31 protein-coding genes are annotated in these 22,312 nt (G+C 74.5%); 20 read left to right on the forward strand and 11 right to left on the reverse strand.

From position 1 onward, the window contains the following. Positions 1-113 precede the first annotated feature (113 nt). The 10 genes from ABT263_RS31240 (at position 114) to ABT263_RS31285 (ending at position 6,071) form a co-directional block, all read left to right on the forward strand. Complete coding sequence (locus ABT263_RS31240; RefSeq protein ID WP_352295462.1) at positions 114-1,130, forward strand: SDR family oxidoreductase; 1,017 nt, start codon at positions 114-116, stop codon at positions 1,128-1,130. A gap of 169 nt (positions 1,131-1,299) precedes the next feature. Beyond that, positions 1,300-1,668 carry a low affinity iron permease family protein gene (locus ABT263_RS31245; protein ID WP_352295463.1) on the forward strand — a complete coding sequence of 123 codons (369 nt, stop codon included), beginning with the start codon at positions 1,300-1,302 and terminating at the stop codon, positions 1,666-1,668. A gap of 173 nt (positions 1,669-1,841) precedes the next feature. Further along, positions 1,842-2,372: a hypothetical protein gene (locus ABT263_RS31250; RefSeq protein WP_352295465.1), complete on the forward strand. Its 531-nt coding sequence runs from the start codon at positions 1,842-1,844 to the stop codon at positions 2,370-2,372. A 77-nt stretch (positions 2,373-2,449) separates the two neighbouring features. Next, a complete protein-coding gene (locus tag ABT263_RS31255; protein WP_329485634.1) occupies positions 2,450-2,620 on the forward strand; it encodes a hydrophobic protein in 171 nt (56 codons plus the stop codon). 222 nt (positions 2,621-2,842) lie between these two features. Then, complete coding sequence (locus tag ABT263_RS31260) at positions 2,843-3,319, forward strand: ferritin-like domain-containing protein (protein ID WP_352295512.1); 477 nt, start codon at positions 2,843-2,845, stop codon at positions 3,317-3,319. A gap of 103 nt (positions 3,320-3,422) precedes the next feature. Then, the gene (locus tag ABT263_RS31265) at positions 3,423-3,683 is read left to right on the forward strand and encodes a DUF4235 domain-containing protein (protein WP_352295467.1); all 261 of its coding nucleotides are present in this window, start codon (positions 3,423-3,425) and stop codon (positions 3,681-3,683) included. Positions 3,684-3,742: 59 nt separating this feature from the next. Beyond that, entirely contained in the window at positions 3,743-3,946 is a 204-nt protein-coding gene (locus ABT263_RS31270) for a hypothetical protein (RefSeq protein ID WP_352295469.1), read from the forward strand. A gap of 136 nt (positions 3,947-4,082) precedes the next feature. Continuing rightward, positions 4,083-4,622, forward strand: a complete 540-nt coding sequence (locus ABT263_RS38975) for a hypothetical protein (RefSeq protein ID WP_502885889.1) — start codon at positions 4,083-4,085, stop codon at positions 4,620-4,622. A gap of 106 nt (positions 4,623-4,728) precedes the next feature. After that, positions 4,729-5,046 carry a hypothetical protein gene (locus ABT263_RS31280; RefSeq protein ID WP_352295471.1) on the forward strand — a complete coding sequence of 106 codons (318 nt, stop codon included), beginning with the start codon at positions 4,729-4,731 and terminating at the stop codon, positions 5,044-5,046. Next, a complete protein-coding gene (locus ABT263_RS31285; protein ID WP_352295473.1) occupies positions 5,043-6,071 on the forward strand; it encodes an iron-containing redox enzyme family protein in 1,029 nt (342 codons plus the stop codon). Before ABT263_RS31280 ends, ABT263_RS31285 begins: the two co-directional genes overlap by 4 nt. Here the strand turns inward: ABT263_RS31285 and ABT263_RS31290 are convergent. The 3 genes from ABT263_RS31290 to ABT263_RS31300 are packed head-to-tail and all read right to left on the reverse strand — an operon-like array spanning position 6,027 to position 8,125. Further along, positions 6,027-6,341 (reverse strand): CDGSH iron-sulfur domain-containing protein, encoded by a 315-nt coding sequence (locus tag ABT263_RS31290; RefSeq protein WP_352295475.1) that lies wholly within the window; start codon positions 6,339-6,341, stop codon positions 6,027-6,029. The two genes, ABT263_RS31285 and ABT263_RS31290, sit on opposite strands and share 45 nt — an antisense overlap. Next, the gene (locus ABT263_RS31295; RefSeq protein ID WP_329485626.1) at positions 6,325-6,981 is read right to left on the reverse strand and encodes a HemK2/MTQ2 family protein methyltransferase; all 657 of its coding nucleotides are present in this window, start codon (positions 6,979-6,981) and stop codon (positions 6,325-6,327) included. The genes ABT263_RS31290 and ABT263_RS31295 overlap by 17 nt, the downstream gene beginning before the upstream one ends. Before the next feature lie 52 nt (positions 6,982-7,033). Continuing rightward, positions 7,034-8,125 carry a YihY/virulence factor BrkB family protein gene (locus ABT263_RS31300; protein WP_352295477.1) on the reverse strand — a complete coding sequence of 364 codons (1,092 nt, stop codon included), beginning with the start codon at positions 8,123-8,125 and terminating at the stop codon, positions 7,034-7,036. 312 nt (positions 8,126-8,437) lie between these two features. Here ABT263_RS31300 and ABT263_RS31305 point away from each other — a divergent pair, with 312 nt between their 5' ends. After that, complete coding sequence (locus tag ABT263_RS31305; RefSeq protein WP_352295479.1) at positions 8,438-9,562, forward strand: carboxylate-amine ligase; 1,125 nt, start codon at positions 8,438-8,440, stop codon at positions 9,560-9,562. 293 nt (positions 9,563-9,855) lie between these two features. Here the strand turns inward: ABT263_RS31305 and ABT263_RS31310 are convergent, their stop codons facing one another. Next, on the reverse strand, positions 9,856-11,445 hold the full coding sequence (locus ABT263_RS31310) for a CYTH and CHAD domain-containing protein (protein WP_352295481.1): 1,590 nt from the start codon (positions 11,443-11,445) through the stop codon (positions 9,856-9,858). Positions 11,446-11,624: 179 nt separating this feature from the next. On the opposite strand from ABT263_RS31310, the gene ABT263_RS31315 reads away from it, so the two are divergent. Continuing rightward, complete coding sequence (locus ABT263_RS31315; protein ID WP_352295483.1) at positions 11,625-12,023, forward strand: nuclear transport factor 2 family protein; 399 nt, start codon at positions 11,625-11,627, stop codon at positions 12,021-12,023. An 81-nt stretch (positions 12,024-12,104) separates the two neighbouring features. Here ABT263_RS31315 and ku read toward each other — a convergent pair whose 3' ends face one another. The 3 genes from ku to ABT263_RS31330 all read right to left on the reverse strand — a co-directional run bounded on the left by ku (position 12,105) and on the right by ABT263_RS31330 (position 14,141). Next, a complete protein-coding gene (gene ku, locus ABT263_RS31320) occupies positions 12,105-13,190 on the reverse strand; it encodes a non-homologous end joining protein Ku (protein WP_352295485.1) in 1,086 nt (361 codons plus the stop codon). A 215-nt stretch (positions 13,191-13,405) separates the two neighbouring features. Next, positions 13,406-13,867, reverse strand: coding sequence for a DUF5709 domain-containing protein (locus ABT263_RS31325; RefSeq protein ID WP_352295487.1), 462 nt, complete (start codon positions 13,865-13,867; stop codon positions 13,406-13,408). Positions 13,868-13,976: 109 nt separating this feature from the next. After that, positions 13,977-14,141, reverse strand: coding sequence for a hypothetical protein (locus tag ABT263_RS31330; RefSeq protein ID WP_352295488.1), 165 nt, complete (start codon positions 14,139-14,141; stop codon positions 13,977-13,979). Positions 14,142-14,390: 249 nt separating this feature from the next. Here ABT263_RS31330 and ABT263_RS31335 point away from each other — a divergent pair, with 249 nt between their 5' ends. The 5 genes from ABT263_RS31335 to ABT263_RS31355 all read left to right on the forward strand — a co-directional run bounded on the left by ABT263_RS31335 (position 14,391) and on the right by ABT263_RS31355 (position 17,742). Next, on the forward strand, positions 14,391-14,804 hold the full coding sequence (locus ABT263_RS31335; RefSeq protein ID WP_352295490.1) for a hypothetical protein: 414 nt from the start codon (positions 14,391-14,393) through the stop codon (positions 14,802-14,804). Positions 14,805-14,899: 95 nt separating this feature from the next. Further along, the gene (locus ABT263_RS31340) at positions 14,900-15,544 is read left to right on the forward strand and encodes an SRPBCC family protein (protein WP_352295492.1); all 645 of its coding nucleotides are present in this window, start codon (positions 14,900-14,902) and stop codon (positions 15,542-15,544) included. A gap of 190 nt (positions 15,545-15,734) precedes the next feature. Further along, entirely contained in the window at positions 15,735-16,385 is a 651-nt protein-coding gene (locus ABT263_RS31345) for an ArsR/SmtB family transcription factor (protein WP_352295494.1), read from the forward strand. Beyond that, positions 16,382-17,119: an SRPBCC family protein gene (locus ABT263_RS31350; protein ID WP_352295496.1), complete on the forward strand. Its 738-nt coding sequence runs from the start codon at positions 16,382-16,384 to the stop codon at positions 17,117-17,119. The genes ABT263_RS31345 and ABT263_RS31350 overlap by 4 nt, the downstream gene beginning before the upstream one ends. Before the next feature lie 50 nt (positions 17,120-17,169). After that, the gene (locus ABT263_RS31355) at positions 17,170-17,742 is read left to right on the forward strand and encodes a dihydrofolate reductase family protein (protein ID WP_352295498.1); all 573 of its coding nucleotides are present in this window, start codon (positions 17,170-17,172) and stop codon (positions 17,740-17,742) included. 62 nt (positions 17,743-17,804) lie between these two features. Here ABT263_RS31355 and ABT263_RS31360 read toward each other — a convergent pair whose 3' ends face one another. Further along, the gene (locus tag ABT263_RS31360; RefSeq protein WP_352295500.1) at positions 17,805-18,509 is read right to left on the reverse strand and encodes an SDR family NAD(P)-dependent oxidoreductase; all 705 of its coding nucleotides are present in this window, start codon (positions 18,507-18,509) and stop codon (positions 17,805-17,807) included. A gap of 90 nt (positions 18,510-18,599) precedes the next feature. Here ABT263_RS31360 and ABT263_RS31365 point away from each other — a divergent pair, with 90 nt between their 5' ends. Beyond that, positions 18,600-19,202, forward strand: a complete 603-nt coding sequence (locus ABT263_RS31365; RefSeq protein WP_352295502.1) for a TetR/AcrR family transcriptional regulator — start codon at positions 18,600-18,602, stop codon at positions 19,200-19,202. Between the two features lie 29 nt (positions 19,203-19,231). Here ABT263_RS31365 and ABT263_RS31370 read toward each other — a convergent pair whose 3' ends face one another. After that, positions 19,232-19,576, reverse strand: a complete 345-nt coding sequence (locus ABT263_RS31370) for a YkvA family protein (protein ID WP_352295504.1) — start codon at positions 19,574-19,576, stop codon at positions 19,232-19,234. Positions 19,577-19,806: 230 nt separating this feature from the next. On the opposite strand from ABT263_RS31370, the gene ABT263_RS31375 reads away from it, so the two are divergent. Continuing rightward, positions 19,807-20,469 (forward strand): VanZ family protein, encoded by a 663-nt coding sequence (locus ABT263_RS31375; protein ID WP_502885890.1) that lies wholly within the window; start codon positions 19,807-19,809, stop codon positions 20,467-20,469. Between the two features lie 57 nt (positions 20,470-20,526). Further along, positions 20,527-20,784, forward strand: a complete 258-nt coding sequence (locus ABT263_RS31380) for a hypothetical protein (protein WP_352295506.1) — start codon at positions 20,527-20,529, stop codon at positions 20,782-20,784. Between the two features lie 14 nt (positions 20,785-20,798). On the opposite strand, the gene ABT263_RS31385 is transcribed toward ABT263_RS31380, so the two are convergent. Both ABT263_RS31385 and ABT263_RS31390 read right to left on the reverse strand, forming a co-directional pair. Next, on the reverse strand, positions 20,799-21,446 hold the full coding sequence (locus ABT263_RS31385; protein WP_352295508.1) for a CatB-related O-acetyltransferase: 648 nt from the start codon (positions 21,444-21,446) through the stop codon (positions 20,799-20,801). A 458-nt stretch (positions 21,447-21,904) separates the two neighbouring features. Further along, positions 21,905-22,090, reverse strand: a complete 186-nt coding sequence (locus ABT263_RS31390) for a hypothetical protein (protein ID WP_352295510.1) — start codon at positions 22,088-22,090, stop codon at positions 21,905-21,907. Positions 22,091-22,312 lie beyond the last annotated feature (222 nt).

The raw sequence follows: 22,312 nt of genomic DNA on the forward strand, positions 1-22,312 counted from the left end.
GGGCGCCTCCTGTCCGTCACGGTTCGCTCCGCCGCCGACGCTACGGCGGCCCCGGGCCGAACGCGACCGGGCCGGGCGCGTTTGACCTGCGCGGCGCCGGACAGACGACGGTCATGACTGCATCGAGGCGCACCGAACGGGTCGTGGTGGTGACCGGCGCGAGTGCCGGAATCGGGCGCGCCTGCGTCCGGGCCTTCGCCGAGCGGGGCGACCGGCTCGCGCTGATCGCCCGCGGCCGGGCAGGCCTGGAGGCGGCGGCCGCGCAGGCCCGGGAGGCCGGTGCGACGGTGATCACGATCGAGGCCGACACCGCCGACCCCGACGCCGTCGAGGCCGCCGCCGAGCGCGTCGAGAACGAACTCGGCCCGATCGACGTGTGGGTGAACGACGCCTTCACCTCCGTGTTCGCGCCCTTCACCGAGATCACCCCGGAGGAGTTCCGCCGCGTCACCGAGGTCAGCTACCTCGGCTACGTCTACGCCACCCGCAGCGCCCTGCGGCGGATGCTGCCGCGCGACCACGGCACGCTGGTGCACGTCGGTTCCGCGATCGCCTACCGGGGGATCCCGCTGCAGAGCGCCTACAGCGGCGCCAAGCACGCCCTGCAGGGGTGGCACGAGGCGCTCCGCTGCGAGCTGCTGGCCTCCGGCACCGCCGTGCGGACCACGATGGTGCAGATGCCGGCGGTGAACACCCCGCAGTTCGACTGGGTGCTGTCGCGGCTGCCGAACCGCGCCCGGCCCGTAGCCCCGATCTACCAGCCCGAGGTCGCGGCCCGCGCCGTGCTGCACGCCGCCGACCGGCCGCAGCGGCGGGAGTACTGGGTGGGCGGCAGTACGGCGGCCACCCTGCTGGCCAACGCGGTCGTGCCCGGGCTGCTGGACCGCTACCTGGCCCGGACCGGCTTCGACTCCCAGCAGGCCGACCGCCGCCGCCGCGACGACGAGCCCGCCAACCTGTGGCGGCCCGTCGACGCGCGGGAGGACCACGGCGCCCGCGGCCGCTTCAGCGACAGCTCCCACGACCGGAGCCTGCAGTTCTGGGCCACCACCCACCGGGGGCCGCTCGCCGCCGCAGCGGTCGCCGGCCTCGCCCTCGGCCTCGGCCTGTACGCCGGGCGGACGCGGTGACGGGCGCGCGGGGCAGGGCGCCGCGGCGCTCGTGGCGTCCCCCGGCGCGTCCCTCGGCCCGAGCCGCCCCGCCCGCCCGCTTCGGTGAGCCCGGGACGGTGCCCGGGCGACGGGTGGGCCCGCGTGCCGTCGCCCGCGTCCGCGCAGCGCGGGTGATAGGCAGTGGGGCATGACCCTCTCACACCCCGCCGCCCGGAGCGACGGTGCACGCGGGCGGTTCGAGCGGCTCGCCGAGGCCGCCTCCAACCTCACCAGCTCCCCGGCGTTCTCCGTGTTCTGCGTCCTGCTGGTGGCCGCCTTCGTCGCGGTCCACGCGGCCGGACTGTCGACGGAGTGGCAGATCCTCGTCGGCGACACCATGACCGCGATCACCCTGCTCCTGCTGGCGCTGCTCAAGAACGCCGAGCGCCGCGCCGAACACGCCATCCAGCGCAAGCTCGACGCGATCGCCGCCGCCCTGCTCGAACAGCACGAGGGCCACGAGGGCGAGGCCCACCTGGCGCTCCGCGAGGCCATCCGGATGGAGGAGCGGCTCTGAACCCCCGCCCGGTCCGGGGGCCACCGCGCCCCCCCGGCCCGGCCCGCCCGCCGGGCGGAGCCCCGCAGCGAGGGGCACCATGGGAGGAGTACCGCCGTTCGGCCCGGGCGCCCGCGACGCGGTCGCGAGGCACGCGAGCGCCGACCCGACACACCCTCGCCCCTGGAGGTCACGTGAGGTCACCTCAACTCCTGGCCCAGCCCCTGGGCGTCTACCTGAACGACCACCTCACCGGAGCGTTCGGCGGCGCCGCACTCGCGCGCCGGATGGCCGACTCCCATGCCGACAGCCGGCGCGCCGCCGAACTGCGCGAGCTGGCCCGGCAGGTCGAGGAGGACCGCGACGAACTCGTCCGCATCATGAACCGGCTGGGCGTGCCGGTGCGGCACTACCGCACCTGGCTGGGCATCGCCGGCGAACGCATCGGGCGGCTCAAGCCCAACGGCACCCTGGTCCACCGCGCCCCGCTGTCCGACCTGGTCGAGCTGGAGATGATGCGCACCGGGGTCGCGGGCAAGACCGCCCTCTGGCGCGCGCTGCGCGCCATCGCCGACGGGGAGCCCCGCCTCGGCCGCGACGACCTGGACCGGCTCATCGCACGCGCCACCGACCAGGCCCGCACGCTGGACGGCTGGCACCGCCTGGTCAGCGCCGAGGTGCTCGCCGGGGGCGGCGCCGGATCCGGCGGGCCCTCGCCGCTCTGAACGCGGGGGCGTGGAACTCCGAACCGGGGGAAGGCGCCTGCCACCACTGGTGACACCGACCTCGGAGGCTGTTCGGGATGGTTCCTCTGCTGCTCGTCCTGCTGCTGGTCCTGATCCTCTTCGGAGCCGGATTCGCGCTGAAGGCCCTCTGGTGGGTGGCCCTCGCGGTGCTGGTCATCTGGCTGCTCGGCTTCGTCGCGCGCGGCGCGAGCAGTTCGGGCGGCCGGGGCCGCTGGTACCGCTGGTAGACCCGGGCCCGGCACGGCGAGCGGCCCGCCGCTCCCCGTGCCGGGCCTTGCCGCGGCCTTGCTGCGAACCGGTGGTGTCCGGAACAGGTGGGAATGTCCTCGCCCGTCCGGGGGAAGACGTGGCCCGGACCGTCCTTCCCCCCGACCCCTTGGGAGTGCACTGTGGCAGGCGACGACTTCGTCATCGACGTGAGCCGGATCCGGGACGAGGCCCGGAAGAAGATGGCCGAGGGCGCGGTGACCAGCACCTACGGCCTCGACACCGAGAAGGTGATCGCCGTTCTGAACGACGTGGTCGCCACCGAGGTGGTCTGCTGGCTGCGCTACACGCGGCACGCCATCTCGGCCACCGGCATCGACCGGGCCCAGGTGGCGGCCGAGTTCACCGAGCACGCCGCCGAGGAGATGCAGCACGCGCTGCGGGCCGCCGGACGCATCGCGCAGCTCGGCGGCGAACCCGACTTCGACCCCAGCACCCTCGCCAGTCGTGCCCACACCGACTACACCACGCCGGACGAGAAGGACCTCACGGCGATGCTGGAGCACAACCTGCTGGCCGAACGCATCGTCATCTCCACCTACCAGGAGATCGCCCGCTGGCTCGGGGACCACGACCCGACCACCCGCCGCCTCATCGAGTCCATCCTCGAAGAGGAGGAGGAGCACGCCGACGACCTCACCGACCTGCTCGCCATCTGATTCCCGGTCGGCGGGCCGCCACCGGTGGATTGGCCGGCCCGCCGACGGACAGACGCACAGCATGGAACGGCCGACGGCGGTCGTGCGATCCGGGGAGACTGTGATGATCAAGATCCTCTACAAGCCGCTCGGGCTCCTGTTCGGCGTTCTCGGCGGGTTGATCGCGGGCGCCCTGTTCCGTCGCCTGTGGGCGCTCCTCGGACACGAGGAGGACGCTCCGGAGGCCACCGACCAGGAGCGCACCTGGCGGGAGGTGCTGACCGCGGCCGCCCTGCAGGGAGCGCTGTTCGCCCTCGTGAAGGCCGCGGTGGACCGCGGCGGCGCGGCCGGCACCCGCCGCCTGACCGGCACCTGGCCCGACTGACCCGCGGCCCGGCGAAGCCGCCCGGGCACGGGCCGCCGGCGACACAGGAGGGCAGACCCATGAAGGAGTTCGACCGCGAGCGAGCCCACCGGAAGTCCGAGGACCTCTCCCACCTCAAGGACGAGGTGGACGAGAAGAACACCGAGCACATCGATCGGGCCCGCCAGGGCCCGGGCGACGGCGGTGACCGCTCCGACGGCGGTGACCGCTCCGAGGCCGGGGACGGCGACGCCGCCGAGCAGTCGTCGCGGCGGAGCCCCTGATCCGACCGCCCCCGGTCCGGCCCGATCGGGCCGGACCGGGGGCGGTCGGCATGTTAGGGCCTCGGTCGGCCGGGTAGACGAGGCCCAGCGAGGGGAGGGCGCACCGGGGGCCGAACGGACCGAAGGGACTCCCGACATGCTGCTGCTCGGACTTCTGCTGATGGCCGCCGCCGGCGCGTTCACCGGCCTGCTGATCGCGGACAACCTCGACGGCGGGCCCGACTACCAGGTCTCCGTCCTCGGCTCCGACCTGGTGACGCTCAACAGCCTGGCGATCTTCCTCGCCGGGGTGGCGCTCGCCCTGCTCTTCTGCCTCGGACTGGCCCTGATCGCCCTCGCCCGGCGGACCCGCCCGGTGCGGCTCGGCGCCCACCGCAGGGGCCGCCCGGAGGGCTACCCCGCTCTGGGCGAACCCGTCCCGTCGCGGCCGGTCGCGCCCGCGACGCCCGTCCAGCGCGACGACCCCCGCCGACCGGCCGACCCGGCCGGCCGACCCGAGCCCCAGACCTACGCGCTCGACCCGCAGGCCCTCACACCGGAGCAGCAGGCCTACCCGCCCGAGCCGCAGACCTACGCGCGCGACCCGCGAGCCGTCGCGCCAGAACAGCCGCAGGAGGAGGAGCGGACCGCCGAGCCCGGACGGGGCGGCCGGATCCGGCACCTCTTCGGCCACTGACCGCGTCGTGGTGATCCACGGCAGGCCACGATCCGCAGGTTAGCCGGCCCGCATCGCGGGCACCCGCACCGGCGGACATGAACGGCTACGCGAGGAGACAGACGCGATGGAGCGGCGGGACCAGGTGGCGTTGGCCGGAGTCGACGGCGGCACCGGCGGTACGGGCAGCCACGGTCGCGAACTGGTGGCCCTGGTGCGACGGCTCGGGCTCGGGCTGCGCAGCCGGGGCTGGGAGATGGTGCGCGGGGTACGCCCGCGCACGGTGCTGGGCCTGGGGCTGGCCTCGCTCGCCCTGCTGGCGGTCGGGTTGCTGCCCGCACCGGCGACGCTCTTCTGGGCGTTCACCGGCGGCTGGGCGCTGATCCTCGCGGCGTCCTTCGCCGTGCTGCGCCTGTGCGCCGAGGGCCACCGGAGCGGACGGTGAACGCCCTGCCGCGGTCCCGCGGCCCGCTCTCCGAGGCGGTGCTCGACCTCGTCACCGCCGGACCGCCCGCTGCGGGGCGGCTCCTGACCGAACCGGGCCCGCTCACCGACCCGTGGGGCGAGGACCACCAGCTCGCCCTCCACCTCTGCTACGAACTCCACGACCGGGGCCTGCCGGGCGTCGACCCCGAGTGGGAGTGGGATCCCGGCCTGCTCGCCCTCCGCCGCGACCTGGAGCGGGCCTTCCTGGCGGCCGTGCGCGCCGAGGCGGAGCCCGTACGGCCGCTGCCGGAGGCGCTGGAGAGCCTGCTGACCGAGCCGCCGGACGGCTCCGGGCCCTCGCACTTCCTGCTCGCCGAGGGCGAGCGCTGGCAGGCCCGTGAGTACCTGGTGCACCGCTCGGTCTACCACCTCAAGGAGGCCGACCCGCAGCTGTGGCTGGTGCCCCGGGTGCACGGCCCGGCGCAGGCGGTCCTGATGGCGATCGCCTACGACGAGTACGGCGCCGGGCGCCCGGACCGCGCGCACGCGCTGCTGTTCGCGCGGATGATGGCCGACCTGGGCCTCGACCCCGAGTACGGCCACTACATCGACCTGGTCCCCGCGCCGGCGCTGGCCGTGGTCAACCTGATGATGCTCTTCGGCCTGCACCGGGCGCTGCGCGGCGCGGGGGTCGGCCACTTCGCGGCCCTGGAGGTCACCTCCTCGCCCGGCTCGGCCCGGCTCGCCACCGCGCTGGAGCGGCTCGGCGCGGGGCCGGACGGCACGCTCTTCTACCGGGAGCACATCGAGGCGGACGCCGTCCACGAGCAACTGGTGCGGCGTGGCGTGGTCGAGGAACTGGTCTCCGCCGAGCCCGGGTTGGCGGACGACATCGCCTTCGGGGTGGCCGCCGCCGGGGCGGTCGACGACCGGTTCGCCGCCCATCTGCTCGACCACTGGCGGGCCGGCCGCAGCTCGCTGCGCTCGCCCCTGCCCGACTCACCCCTGCCCGGCGGTGTCGGCGCGGCCCCTTCCCGCGGCTGAGCCCTCCCCGAGCGAGCCCTCTCCGGCGGCGCGCTCCCCGGCCGGGACCGAGTCCGGCCGGGGAGCGCGCCGCCGTCGGTGGCTGGTGTCGCAGAACGGGTAGCGGCGGCTCCGCCGACAGGCGCAGAGCGCCACCACCGGCCGCTCCGAGCGCCGCACGGTGCCGTCCGGCAGTGTGACCTCGACGGGGCCCTCGACCAGCAGCGGCCCGCCCGCCACGATCGTCACCCGGGTGAAGTCGGCCGCGCGCGGCTCACCGCTGCCGGACACCGCGCACCACCGCCAGGTCCTCCGCGCGTTCGCCGGGCGCGATCAGCCCCAGCCGCTCGAACAGGCCGGCGCGCGCCGTCATCACCGGGCCGAACGCCTGGCGCCGCCGCGCGGCCACCGAGGCCCGCAGCCCGGACCGCCGCAGCGCGGTCAGCGTCGCCGGGACGTCCGCCAGGGAGGACTGCACGATCAGGAGCACCCCGCCGGGAGCGAGCAGGCGGGGCGCCTCCCGGCAGATCCGGTCCAGCACCAGTCGCCCGTCCCGCCCCGCGTCCCAGGCCAGGGCCGGCCCGCGCCCCGGAGCGTCCGCGGCGTCGTCGACCGGCACGTACGGCGGATTGGCGGTGATGAGGTCGAACCGTTGCCCGGCGACCGGACGCAGCAGGTCCCCGCGGCGCAGCCGGACGCGACGCCGGTGCAGCCGGGTGTTCAGCCAGGCGGCCGCGACGGCGCGTCCCGACAGGTCCACGGCGGTGACCCGGGCGCCGGACCCGGCGGCGGCCAGTGCCACCGCCCCCGTGCCGGTCCCGACGTCGAGTACCCGGCTGGTGGGGCCCAGCGGCTCGCGGCGCAGGCTGGAGATGAGCAGTTCGGTGTCGCCCTGGGGCGGATAGACGCCCGGCGGTCTGATCAACAGCATGCCGGGCGGCTGCCCGGATCAGCGCCGCCCACACCTCGCCGGCCCGCTCGGCCTACCGTGGCCCCTCGTCCTCCGGGGGCGCCTCCTCCTCCTTCTCCTCGGGCCAGGTGCTGGTGTCACGCGGGGTGACGTAGGGCTCCCGGTCCTTGGGGAAGCCACCGGCGATGGCCCGCTGGCGGGAGAGCTCGGCATCGAACTCCAGGCCGAGCAGGATCGCGAGATTGGACAGCCAGAGCCAGACCAGGAAGACGATCACGCCGGCGAGCGTGCCGTACGTCCGGTTGTAGGACGAGAAGTTGGCGACGTACACGGCAAAGCCCGCCGAGGCGGCCAGCCAGATCAGCACCGACAGGACACTGCCGGGGGTGACCCAGCGGAAGCCGCGGCCGCGGACGTTGGGCGCGGCCCAGTACAGGACCGCGATCATCAGGATCACCAGCACCACCAGGACGGGCCACTTGGCGTAGGACCACACCCGTAGCGCGGTGCTGCCCAGCCCGAGCGCGCGGCCGACCCGGTCCGCGATCGGCCCGGTGAAGACCACGATGACCGCGCTCGCGGCGAGCAGCACCATGAGGAGGAGGGTCAGCCCCAACCGCAGCGGCGTGACCTTCCAGATCGGGCGCCCCTCGGCGATGTCGTAGACGGCGTTGGCGGCGCGGATGAAGGCGCCGACGTACCCGGAGGCCGCCCATAGCGCGGCCACCAGGCCCAGCACGGCGAGGACCGAGCTCGGGCCGCTGTTGTCCCTGAGCTGGTCGACGGCGTTGCGCAGGATGTCCCGGGCCGGGCCCGGTGCGAGGTGCTGGAGGTTGTCGAGGATCGCGTCGGTCGCGGAGCGGCCGATCACCCCCAGCATCGCCACCAGGACGAGCAGGGCGGGGAAGATCGCCAGCACCCCGTAGTAGGTGAGCGCGGCCGCCCGGTCGGGGAGCTCGTCCGCGAGGAACTCCCCGCCGGTGCGGCGCACGACGGCCCGCCACGAGCGGCGGGGCAGATCGGACGGGCTCCGCGGGGCGGCGGGGGCGCTGTCCGGTCCGGCCGGCTCGGGGCCGGTGCCCGGTCCGGAACGGCCGGTCGGCCCGGGCGGGGGAGGGGTCTCGGGGCCGTCGGACGGGTGGGTGGGCTCGGGCGCGGGTTCCATGCGGCGCGCCTGCCCCCGACCGGCTCCCTCAACCGCTGCGGCCGCCCGCCGGTGCCGGCGGCCGCGACGCGTGCGGGAAGCCCTGCTCCCGGACAGGTTCCCTCCCGGCCGGGCGGCATGGCCCGCCCCTGCCTGGGCAGGTTCTCTGAGCACGGCAGGTGGCCGGCTCCACGAGCCGGCGATCGTGCGTGGCCCCCGTCCTGCCTCGGGCCCCGTCTCCGGACCGGCTCCGACCGGCCTACTTCGTACGGGCCCTCCTCCTGCTGGCCCTCCTCCTGTTCCTACTGGCCCTCTTTGCGACTGGAGAGACCGATGGCGATGACCGGCTCCGCCCCCGGGGACTCCCCGCTCACCTTCGGTGTCGAGGAGGAATTCCTGCTGGCCGACACCCGCAGCCGGGCCGCCGCGCCCCGGGCGGCCGAGGTCATCGCCGACGCGCGGCCGGTCCTGGGCGAGCGCGTGCAGGGTGAGTTCTTCGCGAGCCAGCTGGAGATCCGCACCGACCCGGCGTCGACCTCCGCCGACCTCCGCGCGCAACTGGCGGCCGGCCGGCAAGCGGTGGCGGCCGCCGCGGCCCGGCACGACTGCCTGCTGGTGGCGTCGGCCACGGCGCTGCTCACCCGCCACCCGCTGCCGATCACCGACGCCCCGCGGTACCGGGAGATCGCCCGGCACGTCGGCCCGCTCGCGACCGGCGCCGGCGGGGGCGAGCTGAGCGGCCTCCACGTGCACCTCGGCACCTTCGACCGGGCCGAGGCGCTCCGGCTGAGCCACCGCCTGCGCCCGTGGCTGCCGGTGCTCCAGGCGCTCATGGTCAACTCCCCCTTCGCCGACGGCCGGGACCGCAACTGCGCCAGCTGGCGCGCTCTGCAGTACGGGCAGTGGCCCACCGTCGGCCCCGCGCCGGTGCTCGACGAGCGGGGCTACGACGCGCTGGCCGACCGGCTGGTCACCGACGGCACCGTCCTGGACCGGCGGATGATCTACTGGTACGCGCGTCCGTCGGAGCACCTGCCGACCCTGGAGATCCGGGTCGCCGACGTCAACGCCGACCTCGACGCCACCCTGTTGTTCGCCGTGCTGCTGCGCGGCCTCGCGAGCTCGCTGCTGTACGAGGCCGAGCGGGACGCCCCGGCACCGGACGTCACCGACGCCCAACTGGCCGCGGCCCACCGGCAGGCCGCCCTGCACGGTCTGCGGGGGACGGGCGTCGACCCGTCCGGAACGTCCCGCCCGATGATCCAGCTGCTCCACCTGCTGCTGCGGCGCAGCACCCCCGGCCTGGAGGCCCACGGTGACCTCGCCGAGGCCCGCGCACTCCTCGGCGCCGTCCTCGCCACCGGTACCGGAGCCGAACGGCAGCGCGTCTTCCACCGCCGCCACGGCTCGCTCCACCACGTGGTGGACGGCCTCGCCGCCCTGACCGCCCGGGCCTGAGGGGCCCGGCCCCGCAGGCCCGGAGAGCCTCGGGGAAGCCCCGCCGGGGCGTCCTCCAGCCTGCTTCCGGGCGTCTGGCAGGACGTCGGCGTCGGCGGTAGGTTCTCCCCGGTGACCTTGATGGAGACAGAGGGCCTGACGTCCATGACGGACGGGGCGCGGATCCGCTGGACAGTGCTGGGCGACACGACTCGGACGCCGCCCGTGGTCATGCTCCACGGGGGCCCGGGCCTTCCGGACTAGCTGTGCGAACGCGACCAGGCCGGACCGGGGGGACAGGCTCGGGTGGCCGGTCAGTGCCGGAGCTTGTGCCAGGTGCGGCGGGCGGTGGCGAGTTGCCCTCCGGTCCCGGCGCGTTGGAGGGCGTACAGGAGGCCGTAGCCGAAGGTGCGCTCGCCGGCGTCGCCCGCGGCGGCCGCCACCGGGAGGAGGGCCTGTTCGGCGACGACGCCGTCCTGATGGGCGCCGAGGGCCTTCTGGATCCGCTTCATGCGCTTGCCGAAGCGTCGGCCGGCCGTACCGGCGAGCGGCGACAGGCTCTCCGCGGTGTAGCGGGCGCGCTTGGCGGCCTTGCGGGCGCGGTGCAGCGCCTGGTCACGGTCGGTACCGGCGGGCAGGTCCAGCGCGCCGCGCAGCCGTCGCCCGGTACGCCGCTGCTCGCGCTTCAGCGCGCGGCGGGCCTGCCCGGCGCCCCGCTCGGCGCGTGCCCGCAGGGGCGGCGCCGCGGCGAATTCGTCGAGGGCGTCGAGCAGCGCGTAGTACCGGCGCCCGTCCATCGTGTGGACGGCGGCGCGGTGGGCGCGGGCGTAGCGGTGGTCGAACCAGGCGGAGATCCGCTCGGCGACCTCCCCGGGCCTGGCCACCGGCGGCAGGTCCCCCGCCTGGGTGCCGAGCCGTTCGCCGAGGACTTCGGCGTCCCGGGCCTTCCCCAGCACCTTTCCGAGCCAGCGCAGTTCCTCGGCGAGGTGGTCGGTGGTGGCGCGGTCCAGCAGGCGTCGGTGCGCGGTGAGCGCGCTGCGCAGCCGGCGGACGCTCACCCGCATCCGGTGCACCGAGTCGGGCCGGTTCAGGCGGACGGCCGGGTCGAGGTCGTGGAGCATCGCCGTCTGCTCCCGCAGGTAGGCGGTGAGGGCGGCGCCGACCGAACCGGCGGGCGGCGCGGCGGGCCGCCGGTCCGGCGGCAGGCGGTCGGCCAGCAGCCGGCCGAGCTTCGACGGCGCGGCCGTCCGGCGGAGCCCCTCCTCGCGCAGCCGGCGATCGACCGCGTCGAGGAGGTCGGGCCCGCCGTCGACCAGTTCCACCTCGGTCTCGGTCCAGGTGACGAGTTCGGTGCGCGGCCCGGACCCGTCGGTCCCGGCCGCCGGCTGCGGGGGGTTGCTCCCGTCGAGGTCCTGGCCCTCGTCGAGAGTCTGACCCCCGTCGAGGAGCCGGCCCGGGTCGAGGATCTGGGCGGACACCTCGTCCTGGGCCAGTTCGGCCAGGGTGCGGTGGCCGGCGTCGAGCAGCAGGGTCCGGTCCCGGCGGGTGCGCAGGTGGGCGACCGGCGCCAGCCGGCTGCCCCGGGCGGCGCCGCGGGTGCGGGTCACCAGCTCGTCCGGCGGCCGGCGGGCCGTCCCCGCTTCGAGCGGAAGCCGCAGCTCGGTGCGGTGCCCGTCGGGGTGCGGGAGCTTGAGGTGCCAGCCCGCGTCGTGCCCGCCGGTCCGCCTGCGCACGGTGATGCCGCCGCGCAGGAGCCGCAGGTCGGGCGTGTCGTAGTAGACCGCGTCCAGGATCTCCGCGGTGCCGGCTGCGATCTCGGCCACGCCCGGCAGCCCGTCGGGGGCCAGCGCCCGGCTCGGGGCTCCGTCGTAGCTCTGTTCGGTCTCCTCGTGGACAGTCGCCATGGAGGTCGCCTGCCCGGATCGGGCGCCCTCAATCGCGCGCCCCCGGCGGGTCCGGAGGCCCTGTCCGGACCCGCCGGATGCGGACCCGCCGCGGCCCGCCGCGAGCCCGGGCGCCCCGAGCGGTGGCGGCCTGCCGAAACCGGCGGTGCGCGGCGGCCCGCCGGTGCTAGCGTCGCGCCATGTCCAAGGCTGAGATCGACACGCTGACCGCCGAGTTCTTCGGGTCCTTCGACAACCGGGAGGGCCGGGCCGCCGATGTCGCCCGGGTCCGCCGGCTGATGATCCCGGGCGGCGTGATCGTCCTGACCGGTCCGGCGTTCACGGTGTACACCGTGGAGGAGTTCGTCGAGCCCCGCGAGCGGCTGCTGACCGAGGGCCGGCTGGTCGAGTTCTCCGAGTGGGAGGTCTCCGAACACACCGAGATAGCGGGCGACATCGCGTCACGGTTCGGCGAGTACCGCAAGTCCGGGATCCTGGACGGCGAGCCCTTCGAGGGAGGCGGCACCAAGACCATCCAGTTCGTCCGGACCCCGGAGGGCTGGCGGATCGCGGCGTTCTCCTGGTTCGACGCGGTCTGAGCGCGGTGGTGGTCTGAGCAAGGGGACGGCCCGCGCGCGGGGGCGGCCGGGCCGGGACGGCCGTGGTACCGCCCGAGGGCGTCAGGAGACCGCCTTGAGCCGGCGTCCGGACCGGGCCTTGCCGACGGCCTCCTGCAACTCCTCGCGGTTCATCGTGGAGCGGTGGGGGATGTCCAGCTCGGTGGCCAGCTTGTAGAGCCCGGCCTTGGTGAGCTCGGAGAGCTCCGACGCCTCGGCCGCGCCGGCGCGCTTCGAGGTGGAGCCGCCGGAGGCGGTGCTCTTCTTTCCACCGGTCTTCTTTCCACCGGTCTTCGCGGGAGCCCGGTCCTTGCCGGAGGACGCGGTGCTCCGGGAGGACTTCTTCGCCGCCTCCGCGGAGTCGCCCTTGCCGGCGCTGTCGAGGCTGCGGCGCAGGGCGTCCATGAGGTCGATGACGTTGGTGGCCTCGGGGGCCGGGCCGCCGGACACGGCGATCTCGCGGCCGGCGAGCTTGTCCTCGATGAGCTGTTTGACCTGGTCCTCGTAGGTGTCGTGCCACTCGCCCGGGTCCCAGTCGACGGCGAGCATGCCGATGAGCTGCTCGGCGGTCTTGATCTCCTGGGTGGACAGCTCGACCTTCTCGGGGAGGTCGTCGATCTCCCGGCGCGGGTCGCGGACCTCGTCGGCGAAGTGCATGGTGTGCAGTTCCAGCAGGCCGTTCTCGGAGCGGATGGCGGTCAGGTACTCCTTGCCGCGCATCGCGAACATCGCCAGTCCGACCTTGCCCGCGTGGTCGAGGGACTCCACGAGGAGGGCGTAGACCTTCTGGTACTCCTTGCCCTTGGGGCCGAGGTAGTAGGTCTTGTCGAAGAAGATCGGGTCCACCTCGGCGAGGTCGACGAAGCCGGCGATGTCGATGGTGCGCGAGCGGCCGGGGGACATCTGCTCCAGCTCGTCCGGCTCCACGACGACGTACTCGCCCTCGGCGACCGGGTAGCCCTTCACGATCTCGCCGAAGTCGACCTCCTTGCCGGTGCGCTCGTTGACCCGCTTGTTGCGGACGCGGTCCGAGGTGCCGCGCTGCAGCTGGTGGAAGCGCACGTCGTGGGACTGCGTCGCGGTGTACAGGGAGACGGGCACGGTGACCAGGCCGAAGGTCAGGACTCCGGTCCACACGGGTCGGGCCATGGCGGCTGTCCTCTCTCGCCCCCGTCGGCGGCCCGCCGGCGTCCGCGCCGGACCGCTGCTCCGCGTGCGGTGACGGGCCTGCGGGCGCCGCCGCCTGCTGGGCCCCGCTCGGAGGCACGACGACGCCCTACCTGGTGTGTGGACAGCCGCTCACCTGCTCAAACCCCGACGGGACAGGTATGACGGGCCGTGTTCGATCCCGCTGCCCAGCGTGCTCACTCCTCGTCGGGCACGATGTGCATGGCCGCCTCCTCGGCGCCCGCGGCGCCGCCGTCGATGCCGACGTCGGAGGCGAACATGCCCTTGGTGGTGTGCGCGTGAGCCCCCTCGTCCGGTGCGACGAGCCGTCCCGCCCGACGGTCGCCGGCCTCGGCGTCCAGCAGCTCGCCCTCCCCGCCCGGCAGGTCGCCGATGCCGTCGCCCTCGCCGTCTGCGACCTCGGGCAGCTCCCGGGCCAGCCGGGCGTCCAGGCTCTCGCCCTCGCGCTGTTCCGCCGGGGTGGTTCCCGCGCCGGTCACGCCGAGCGGCTTCTCCGGCGGTGAGTACCCCTCGTCGAGGATGTCGTCGTACGTGCGCTCGTCCAGTGCGTCCTGGAGGTCGAGCGGCGTCGCGTCCTCCTGCTCGTCGTCGCCGCCGACGGGCTGGTAGACGTCGTCACCCCTGCTGTGGTCAACCATGAACAACTCCTGACTCCTGTGGTCCGGGGCTGGGAACCGGACGCGCCGGCTGCCCGGGGCGCCCACCCCCTGGTGCGAAGTGGGGCGCGCGCCCCGGTCTGAGCCCCTGTCAGGGCGCCTGGGTGTCCGCCGCCGGCGGCTCGGGCTCCTCGTCGTCGCCGTCCTCCGCCTTGGCGCGGACGTCCGCCGGGGTGGGGGCCACGATCGAGCGCTCCTCGGCGGACCGCTCGCGGGTCTCCTCGTCCGGCTCCTCGGTGTCGTCGGGTGTGGTCATGGCCGCGGTCCTCTCTTCGGTGTGTCCGACAGCAGTACCAAGCGCTTGCCCGGAGTGCCTGCTCCCACGCCGGGTGTGATCCCGCGCAAGCGAGCTAGATGGTCAAGGTGTTGTTAGAAGCTATCACTAACACTATTGACCCTCAGGGTCGTTCTGCGTTACAACTTCTAACGAACACGTGAGCATCTATCTATCTCAGCCTGGCATGCGTGGTGCCGCCGTGCACTCCGCCGATCCAAGGAGACCCTCATGGCCGCCACGGTCCAGTCGCTCCACGCCCGCGAAGACCGGCACGAAGACCGGCACGAAGGTCGGCGCGGAGACCGGCGTGGAGACCGGCCCGTCCCGAGCTCGGTGACGGTCGCCGCCTGGGCGGTCCCCGTGCTGGTGGTGGGCCAGTTCGCGCTGCTCGCCGTCCTCCCGGTGGTGCTCGCCCTCGTCGGCGCCCTCCGGTCCGTCCGTGACCGGGCGGTGCGGCGGGCGGTGGTCCTGCTCGCCGCCGCGTACGCCGCCCCACTGGTGGTGTGGCTGGTCCGGCCCGACGGGGCGCAGAGCCTGTCCAAGGACATGCACCCCGGGTTCGCCGGGCTGATCGTGGCGGCGTCCGCCGTCCTCCTCGCCACCCTGCACCGGGCCCGGAGGCAGCGCCGCCCCGGCCGGTGACGCGTTCCACCGAACACCGCCCGCCGCGCCGGGTCCGGTGCCCGCCGCGAACCCGATGGGCCATGTCCGCCTCACGACCGATCAAGGGAAACCCCATGTCCGGCATTCGCAGCACCGGCCTCCGTGCCGCCCTGTGCACCGTCCCGCTCGTCGTCGGCCTGCTCGGCGCGGCCGCCCTGCCCGCCGGGGCCGCCACCGGGCCCGGCGCGCGGCCCGGTGCGTCCCTGACCTGCGGCGGGCAGGGCGTCGACCCCGACGCACTCGTCCGCCACCGGACCGAGACCATGATCCACGCGCCGCTGGGCGTCGTCTGGAAGCTGCAGACCGACGTGGAGCGCTGGCCGGCCTGGCAGCCCCCCGTCACGACGGCGGACCGCCTCGACGACGGCCCGCTCCGCAGGGGTTCGGCGTTCCGGTGGACGACGCCGGTCCCCCCGAACCCCTCGACCCCCGCCACCAGCCTGGTGATCACCTCGACCGTCGAGCAGCTCAAGCGCGACTCCTGCATCCGCTGGACCGGCCCCGCGATCGGTGCGGGCCTGCACATCGACGGCGTCCACGTGTGGAACTTCGTCAAGGTCAGGAGCGGTGTCCTGGTGCGCACCGAGGAGACCCACACCGGGCCCCAGGTCGATGCGAACGTGCCCGCCGCGACGGAGATCCTCGCGCAGGGCCTCGAATCCTGGTTGCGCGACCTGAAGGGCGCCGCCGAGGCCCGGGCGCACGGCCTGTCGTCCTGAGCGGCCGTACGAGCTCGGCCGCACTGAGCCTGCCGGCGAACCGCCGTCCCGCCCGCGCTCCGGCCGGGCGGGACGGCGGTCGCGCGTCCGGCCCCTGGCGGTCACGAGGGCCCCGGGACCTTGCTCGCGCCCGCTCACCGACAAATTCTCTTGTCTTGACAAAGAATTCTGTCGGCAGCATTCTGGAGGGGTGCTGGACGTCGCTGTGATCGAAGAACCCGCCGCGGCCGAGGCGTCCCTGGACCCGATCCGGTCCCGGATCCTCGCCGCCCTGGCCGAGCCCGGCTCGGCCACCGTGCTGGCCGGCCGCCTCGGCCTGCCCCGGCAGAAGGTCAACTACCACCTGAAGGAGCTGGAGCGTCACGGGCTCGTCGAACTCGCCGAGGAACGGCGCAAGGGCAACGTCACCGAACGGGTGTACCGCGCCACCGCCGCCTCCTACGTGATCTCCCCGCTCGCCCTGGCCGCCGTGCGCCCGGACCCGGCCCGCTCGCCCGACCAGCTCTCGGCCCGTTGGCTGCTGGCCCTGGGGTCACGGCTGGTCCAGGAGGTCGGGCAACTGCTGACCGGCGCCTCCCGGGCCGGCCGGCGGGTCGCCTCCTTCGGCATCGACGCGGAGGTGCGGTTCGCCTCGGCGGCCGACCGGGCGGCCTTCGCCGAGGAGCTGTCCCGGACCGTGGCCGCCCTCGTCGGCCGGTACCACGACGAGAGCGTGCCGGACGGCAGGACCCACCGGGTGGTCGTCGGGCTGCACCAGATCCCCGACCCGGCCGGGCCGCCCCGCGCCACCGGGGCGCACCCGGCGACGAACTCCGAAGCGGCAGAGGAGAACCCACGATGACGCACCCGTTCGAGATCGAGCTGGAGACCACGCTGCCGGCGAGCCCCGACCAGGTCTGGGAGGCGATCGCCACCGGCCCGGGGATCGACTCCTGGTTCATGGGCCGCAACGAGGTGGAACCGCGCGAGGGCGGCACGGCGGCCATGGAGACCGGCGGCCACCGCGAGGAGGCCCTGGTCACCGCCTACGAACCCGGCAAGCGGCTGGCCACCCGCACGTCACCCGGCGAGGACGGCCGCTTCATGGCCTTCGAGTACCTCATCGAAGGCCGCGACGGCGCCGCCACCGTCCTGCGCGTCGTCCACAGCGGCCTCCTCGGCGACGACTGGCAGGACGAGTACGACGCGCTGCGCCGCGGCTGGCCCTTCCACCTGGGCACGCTGGCCCAGTACCTGACCCACTTCGCCGCCCGCACGGCCGTCCCGGTGTTCGCCGCGGCGCCGACCGGCCGGCGGACGGCGCAGGACGTCCGGGCGGCCCTCGCCGGCGCGCTGTCGCTGCCCGTCCCGGTGACCGTCGGCGCCCGGGCGCGGGCCGAGCCGGCCGGCCTGCCGCCGCTGGACGGCGAGGTGGTCTGGGCCGACGACGAACGCTTCGGGCTGCGCACGGCGGACGGCCTCTACACCTTCCACCACGGCGCCGGAACGGCGTTGATGTTCCACCACCTGTTCGGAGCGGACACCGACGGAGCCGAGGACGCCTGGCAGCGGTGGCTCGTACGAGTGCTCGGCTGACCGCCGCCCGGATATCCCGACCACACCCGAGAACGACACCGAGGACCACCATGCGCACTCTCATCAGCACCGCGTTCGTCTCCCTCGACGGAGTCGTCGAGGCGCCGGGCGGCGAGCCCGGCTACCGCAACTCCGGATGGACCTTCAAGGACGTCGAGTTCCTCCCCGAGGCCTTCGAGATCAAGGGGCGCGAGCAGGAGGAGTCCACCGCCGTCCTGCTGGGCCGCACCAGCTACGAGGCCTTCAGCCCCGTCTGGCCGGACATGGCGGAGTTCGCCCGCTACCGGACGATGCCGAAGTACGTCGTCTCGACCACGCTCACCGAGGACGAGCTGGTCACCAACTGGGGCGAGACCAGCATCCTGCGCTCGCTGGACGAGGTCGCCGCGCTCAAGGAGACCGAGGGCGGCCCGATCATCGTCCACGGCAGCGCCACCCTGAACCACGGCCTCTCCGACGCCGGCCTGATCGACCGCTACCACCTGCTCGTCTACCCGCTGCTGCTCGGCGCCGGCAAGCGCCTGTTCAGCACCACGGACAAGGACGCCCAGAAGCTGCGGCTCGTCCAGCACGAGGTCTACTCCAATGGCCTCCAGAAGCAGATCCTCGACGTCCTCCACTGACCCGCCACCCTCCCGGCCCGCGCGGCGGCCCTCGCCGGGCGGGACGGGGTGGCTCCCGGGGGCTACCAGGGGACGGCTTCGCCGTGGAGGTCCAGGAACTGGAGGCCGGGGGTGCCGGCCTGGGCTTCGAGGACGTCGACGACGGCGGGGATGCTCTCCCGGGGGTCGAGCGGCGCGTCGAAGCCGCCGAGTTCCGTCCGGTTGTGGCCGGGGTCGATGAGCAGCTTGGTCCGGCCGTCGCCGGCCTGGCGGGTGGCGTAGCTGCGCATCAGCTGGTTCAGGGCGGCCTTGCTGGCCTTGTAGAGCTCGTAGCCCTCCTCGGTGTTCCGGGTGATGCTGCCCTGGTCGGAGGACATGACGGCGACCGTGCCGCCGGGTACGACGAGGTCGTGGAGGGCGGCGAGGGCGCGCAGGGGGCTCAGCGCGTTGGTGATCATCACCTCGGTGAACTCGTGGGTCGGGACCTCGTCGATCGGCAGGTTGCTCAGGTTGATCGCGGCGTTGACGAAGAGCAGGTCGAGCCGGCGGCCGTCCAGCCGCTCGCGCAGGGCGGACAGCTCTCGCGGGCTGGTCATCTCCAACGACTCGATCCGCAGCCGGCCGTTCCGGGCGTCGGCGATCGCCCGCAGTCCGGCGCTGTCCCGGCGGGTGGTGGCGATCACCTGCCAGTCGCGTCGGGCGAGTTCGTCGGCGAGGACGAGCCCCAGGCCCCGGGAGGCTCCGACGACGAGGGCTCGGCGGGCGGATGCGGTGGGTGTGGCGGACACATGCGCTCCCTGATGGTTGGGAGACTCAACCTAGACGAGTCGTTGCGTCTAGACAATAGGATTCGGGCCGGTCCCGGTACTGTGTCCCGCATGCCCGCCACGAGCTCCGCGCCCCGCAGACCCCACTCCGGCAACCGGCGCGACGAGACCGCACGTCAGGCCGTGCTCCACGCCGCGGACGACCTGCTGGTCGAGCACGGGTTCGGCGCGCTCACCATCGAGGCGATCGCGCGCCGCGCCGGGGTCGCCAAGCAGACGATCTACCGCTGGTGGCCCTCCAAGGTCGAGATCCTGCTCGACACGCTCATCGAGGACACCGAGAAGCAGCTCCCCGTCCCGACCGAGGAGGCGCCCACGGCGGAGACGGTCCGCGCCTACCTGGCCCGGTTCGCGGAGTTCCTCGCCGTCGACCCGGCCGGCCGGGTCCTGCTCGCGCTGCTCGCCCAGGCGCAGCATGATCCCGGGACGGCCGAGCGCCTCCAGGAGCGCTACCTCGGCCCTCGCCGCGGTCAGGAGCGCGACCTGGTCGTCCGCGGGATCGACGCGGGCGCGTTCTCGCCCGGACTCGGCCCTGACGCCGTCGTCGACGGCCTCGTCGGCCCGGTCGTCTACTGCGCCCTGACGGGGTCGCGCGTCTCCGCCGCCCTGGTGGACGCCCTCGTCCAGGACCTGCTGAGGCCCCGCGAGGGCTGAGTGCCCGCCCGACCGGTTCCGCCCGGTTGCTACGCCGGCCCCTCCGGCCGCTGCCTCGGCCGCGCGGCCGCGTAACCGGCCGCGCTGCGGACCGCGGGGCCGACACCCGCCCGGAGCCCGGCCTTGTTCAACGAGCGCAGGGCCACGAGCAGGAAGCCGATGTCATCCAGCAGGATCGGGTCGGGCAGCAGGTCCACCGGGCTGATCAGATAGGCGATGGACGCCCAGAAGAGCACCTTCTTCGACATCGGGATGCCGGCCGAGCCCAGCAGTCTCCGGGCCCGGACCAGTTTGACCACCAGGACGACCGCCACCACCACGGTGACCGCGACGATCCCGCCGGCCACCCACCAGAACACGCTTCCGCCGTCCACCCCGGCCACCTTTCGCTCGAACCGACCGCTCCGACCGTTCCCCAGGAACCTGCCCCGCTTTCCGCGGACCGTGCACACCACCGGGCGAACTCAAGCATCGCACCCGTGGTGCGGTCGCCGGGGCGGCCACCGATCCGGCGGCCCCGCGTGCGGCAGGAGGACGCGCGGCATGAGGTGGCGCGGCGCGGGTAGGCGGGCGGTCGCGTACCACCTGAGCGGGCGGGGGAGTCGTGACGAAAGAGCTGATCGACACGGAAGCCGGGGACGGGCCCCGGGGCGGTGCCCGGTGGGCCCTGGCGGAACGGCTGCGACGCCGCGACCGTCCGGCGCCGCCCGACCACGGGGAACCGCCGATCGGCGAGTCGGACGGTGCGCAGGAGCGGGCGCCCGAGCGGCGGTCCTGGGCCTCGGCGGTCGGCCGGTGGCTCATCCTCCTCGCCGCCTTCCTCGCGATGGTCGGCTTCGCCGTCCTCCTGGCCCGCATCACGCTGGTGCCCGCGCCCGGGGCCGTGGGCCGGGTGCACAGCAACCTGCGCCCCGGCGACTCGCTGCGGCACTACCTGCTGCACGCCGTCACGCTGGACGCGCTGCGGCAGGTGGGCGGGAACGTGCTGCTCGGGGTGCCGTTCGGGCTGCTGCTCCCGGTGCTGTGGCCGAGGGCCCGCGGCCTGTTCCGGGTGCTGATCAGGACGGCGGCGGTCATGGTGCTGGTCGAACTGGTCCAGGGCGCGCTCATCACCGGGCGGGCCTTCGACATCGACGACGTCATCCTCAACACCCTCGGCGCGCTGCTCGGTTACCTGGTGCTGGGGCGGCGGCTGGCCCGGACGGTCCACCCCGGGCCCCGGACGCACCTTCGCCAGGACAACGGCGTTGAGGGTCAAGGGAATTGACCAGGCCTCGACCGGTTTGCCGCAGCCGCCACGGGCTAAGCGGTGGCCATGAGAGGAATGAATTCGGCCATCAGAGCAGCGGCCCACATCGTCGCAGGCATTCTCGTCGTCTGGATCATCCTGGATCTGCTCAGCGCCAATCAGGGAAACACCGTCGTCGGCTGGTTCCACTCCGCGGCCGACTGGCTCGCCGCCTGGTCGCGCGGGCTCTTCACCGTCTCCAGCCAGACCGTCCAGATCCTGCTCGACTACGGCATCCCGGCGATCGTCTACGCGGCGATCGGGAACCTGGTCGCCCGCCGGGCCGTGGACTAGCGTCCGGCTCCGGATCACGAACCGCCGGGCGGCGCGGCGGCCTCCAGATCGGCGATGCCGCCCGCCATGATCGTCCGCACGTGCCCGGTGATGTGCGCCGGGGGCCAGTCCCACCAGGCCACCGCCAGCAGGCGGGCGACGTCCTCGGCGCCGTAGCGGGTGCGGACGAGCCGGGCCGGGTTGCCGCCGACGACGCCGTAGTCGGGGACGTCGCCGGTGACCACGGCGCCGGCGGCGACGATCGCGCCGTGGCCGATCCGCACGCCGGGCATCACCGTGGCGCCGTGGCCGAACCAGACGTCGTTGCCGACCACGGTGTCGCCCCGGTTCGGCAGCCCGGTGAGCAGGTCGAAGTGGTCGGCCCAGGAGCCGCCCATGGTGGGGAAGGGGAAGGTGGACGGGCCGTCCATCCGGTGGTTCGCGCCGTTCATGAGGAAGCGCACGCCCGTGCCCAGCGCGCAGAACTTGCCGATCACCAGCTTCTCCGGCCCGTAGTGGTACAGCACGTTGCGCGTCTCGAAGGCGGTCGGGTCGTCCGGGTCGTCGTAGTACGAGTACTCCCCGACCTCGATCAGCGGGGACTTCACCAGCGGTTTGAGCAGGACCACCCTCGGGTGCTCGGGCAGCGGGTGGAGGACCGTGGGGTCGGCGGGCGCGGCCATGGGGTGGGCCTCCTCGGCGGTAGGGGTGTTCGCTCCATGATCGCGGAACGGTGCGTCCCGGAACCAGTCGTTTACCCCCTGCCGCCGCCGCGACGGGTCCCCGGCCCGCCGCGGCGGCGCGGTGGAGGGCGCCGGCTACTGCGCTACTGCGCGTTGAAGGTGACCGGTCGGCTGCCGAGCTGGCCCTCGTACGAGCGGCCCTGGGTCACCGGGCTCTGCTCGACGACGCCCTTCGGGTCCTTGATGGTCGGGATGGTGACGGTGGCGTGGTCGAGGTCGCTCTGCTGGAAGCCGCCGGGCCGGACGGTGGTGAGGACCTCGTCCCAGTTCCTGGTGCACGACAGCCCGGTCCGGTCGAGCGGTGCTCCGGGGGAGCACCCGCAGATGTGGGCGCATACGAAGGGCGCGGGCGCTCCGGGGGAGCGCCCGCGCCCTTCGGGCTCCGTCCGCGCCGGCGGTCAGTCGGGCGGCTCGTCCTCGTTCTCGGCTCTGGTGGTCTCCGCGGCCGAGCCGTCCCGGTCGGTGGTCGGCCCTCCGGCCGGGGTCCGGCCCTCCTCGCCACCGGCCGCGGGGATGTCGGGTGCCTCCGTGCCCTCGGCGGGCGGCAGGTCGGGCACCTTGGGCGCCGTGCGGGGGTCGCTCACGGCGGGCTCCTCTCGCTCCGTTGCAGCTCCCGGGCGTTCCGGGTCCCTGCGCGGGTGCCCACCGGGCGGTGCTCCATGCGTGCCCCGCCGGGGTTTCGGGCGCGGCCGGCCGCCTCCCGCCGCCCGCGACGGCCCCGCGTGGTCCGCCGTCGCGGCCACCCCACCGGGCCCGACGGGCGCGGCGGGGGCCGCGGCGCCGGGCGGGGGGGGCGGGGGGGCGGC

Source organism: Kitasatospora sp. NPDC001603 (assembly GCF_040298365.1).
In the GTDB taxonomy this organism is placed as follows: Bacteria; Actinomycetota; Actinomycetes; order Streptomycetales; family Streptomycetaceae; genus Kitasatospora.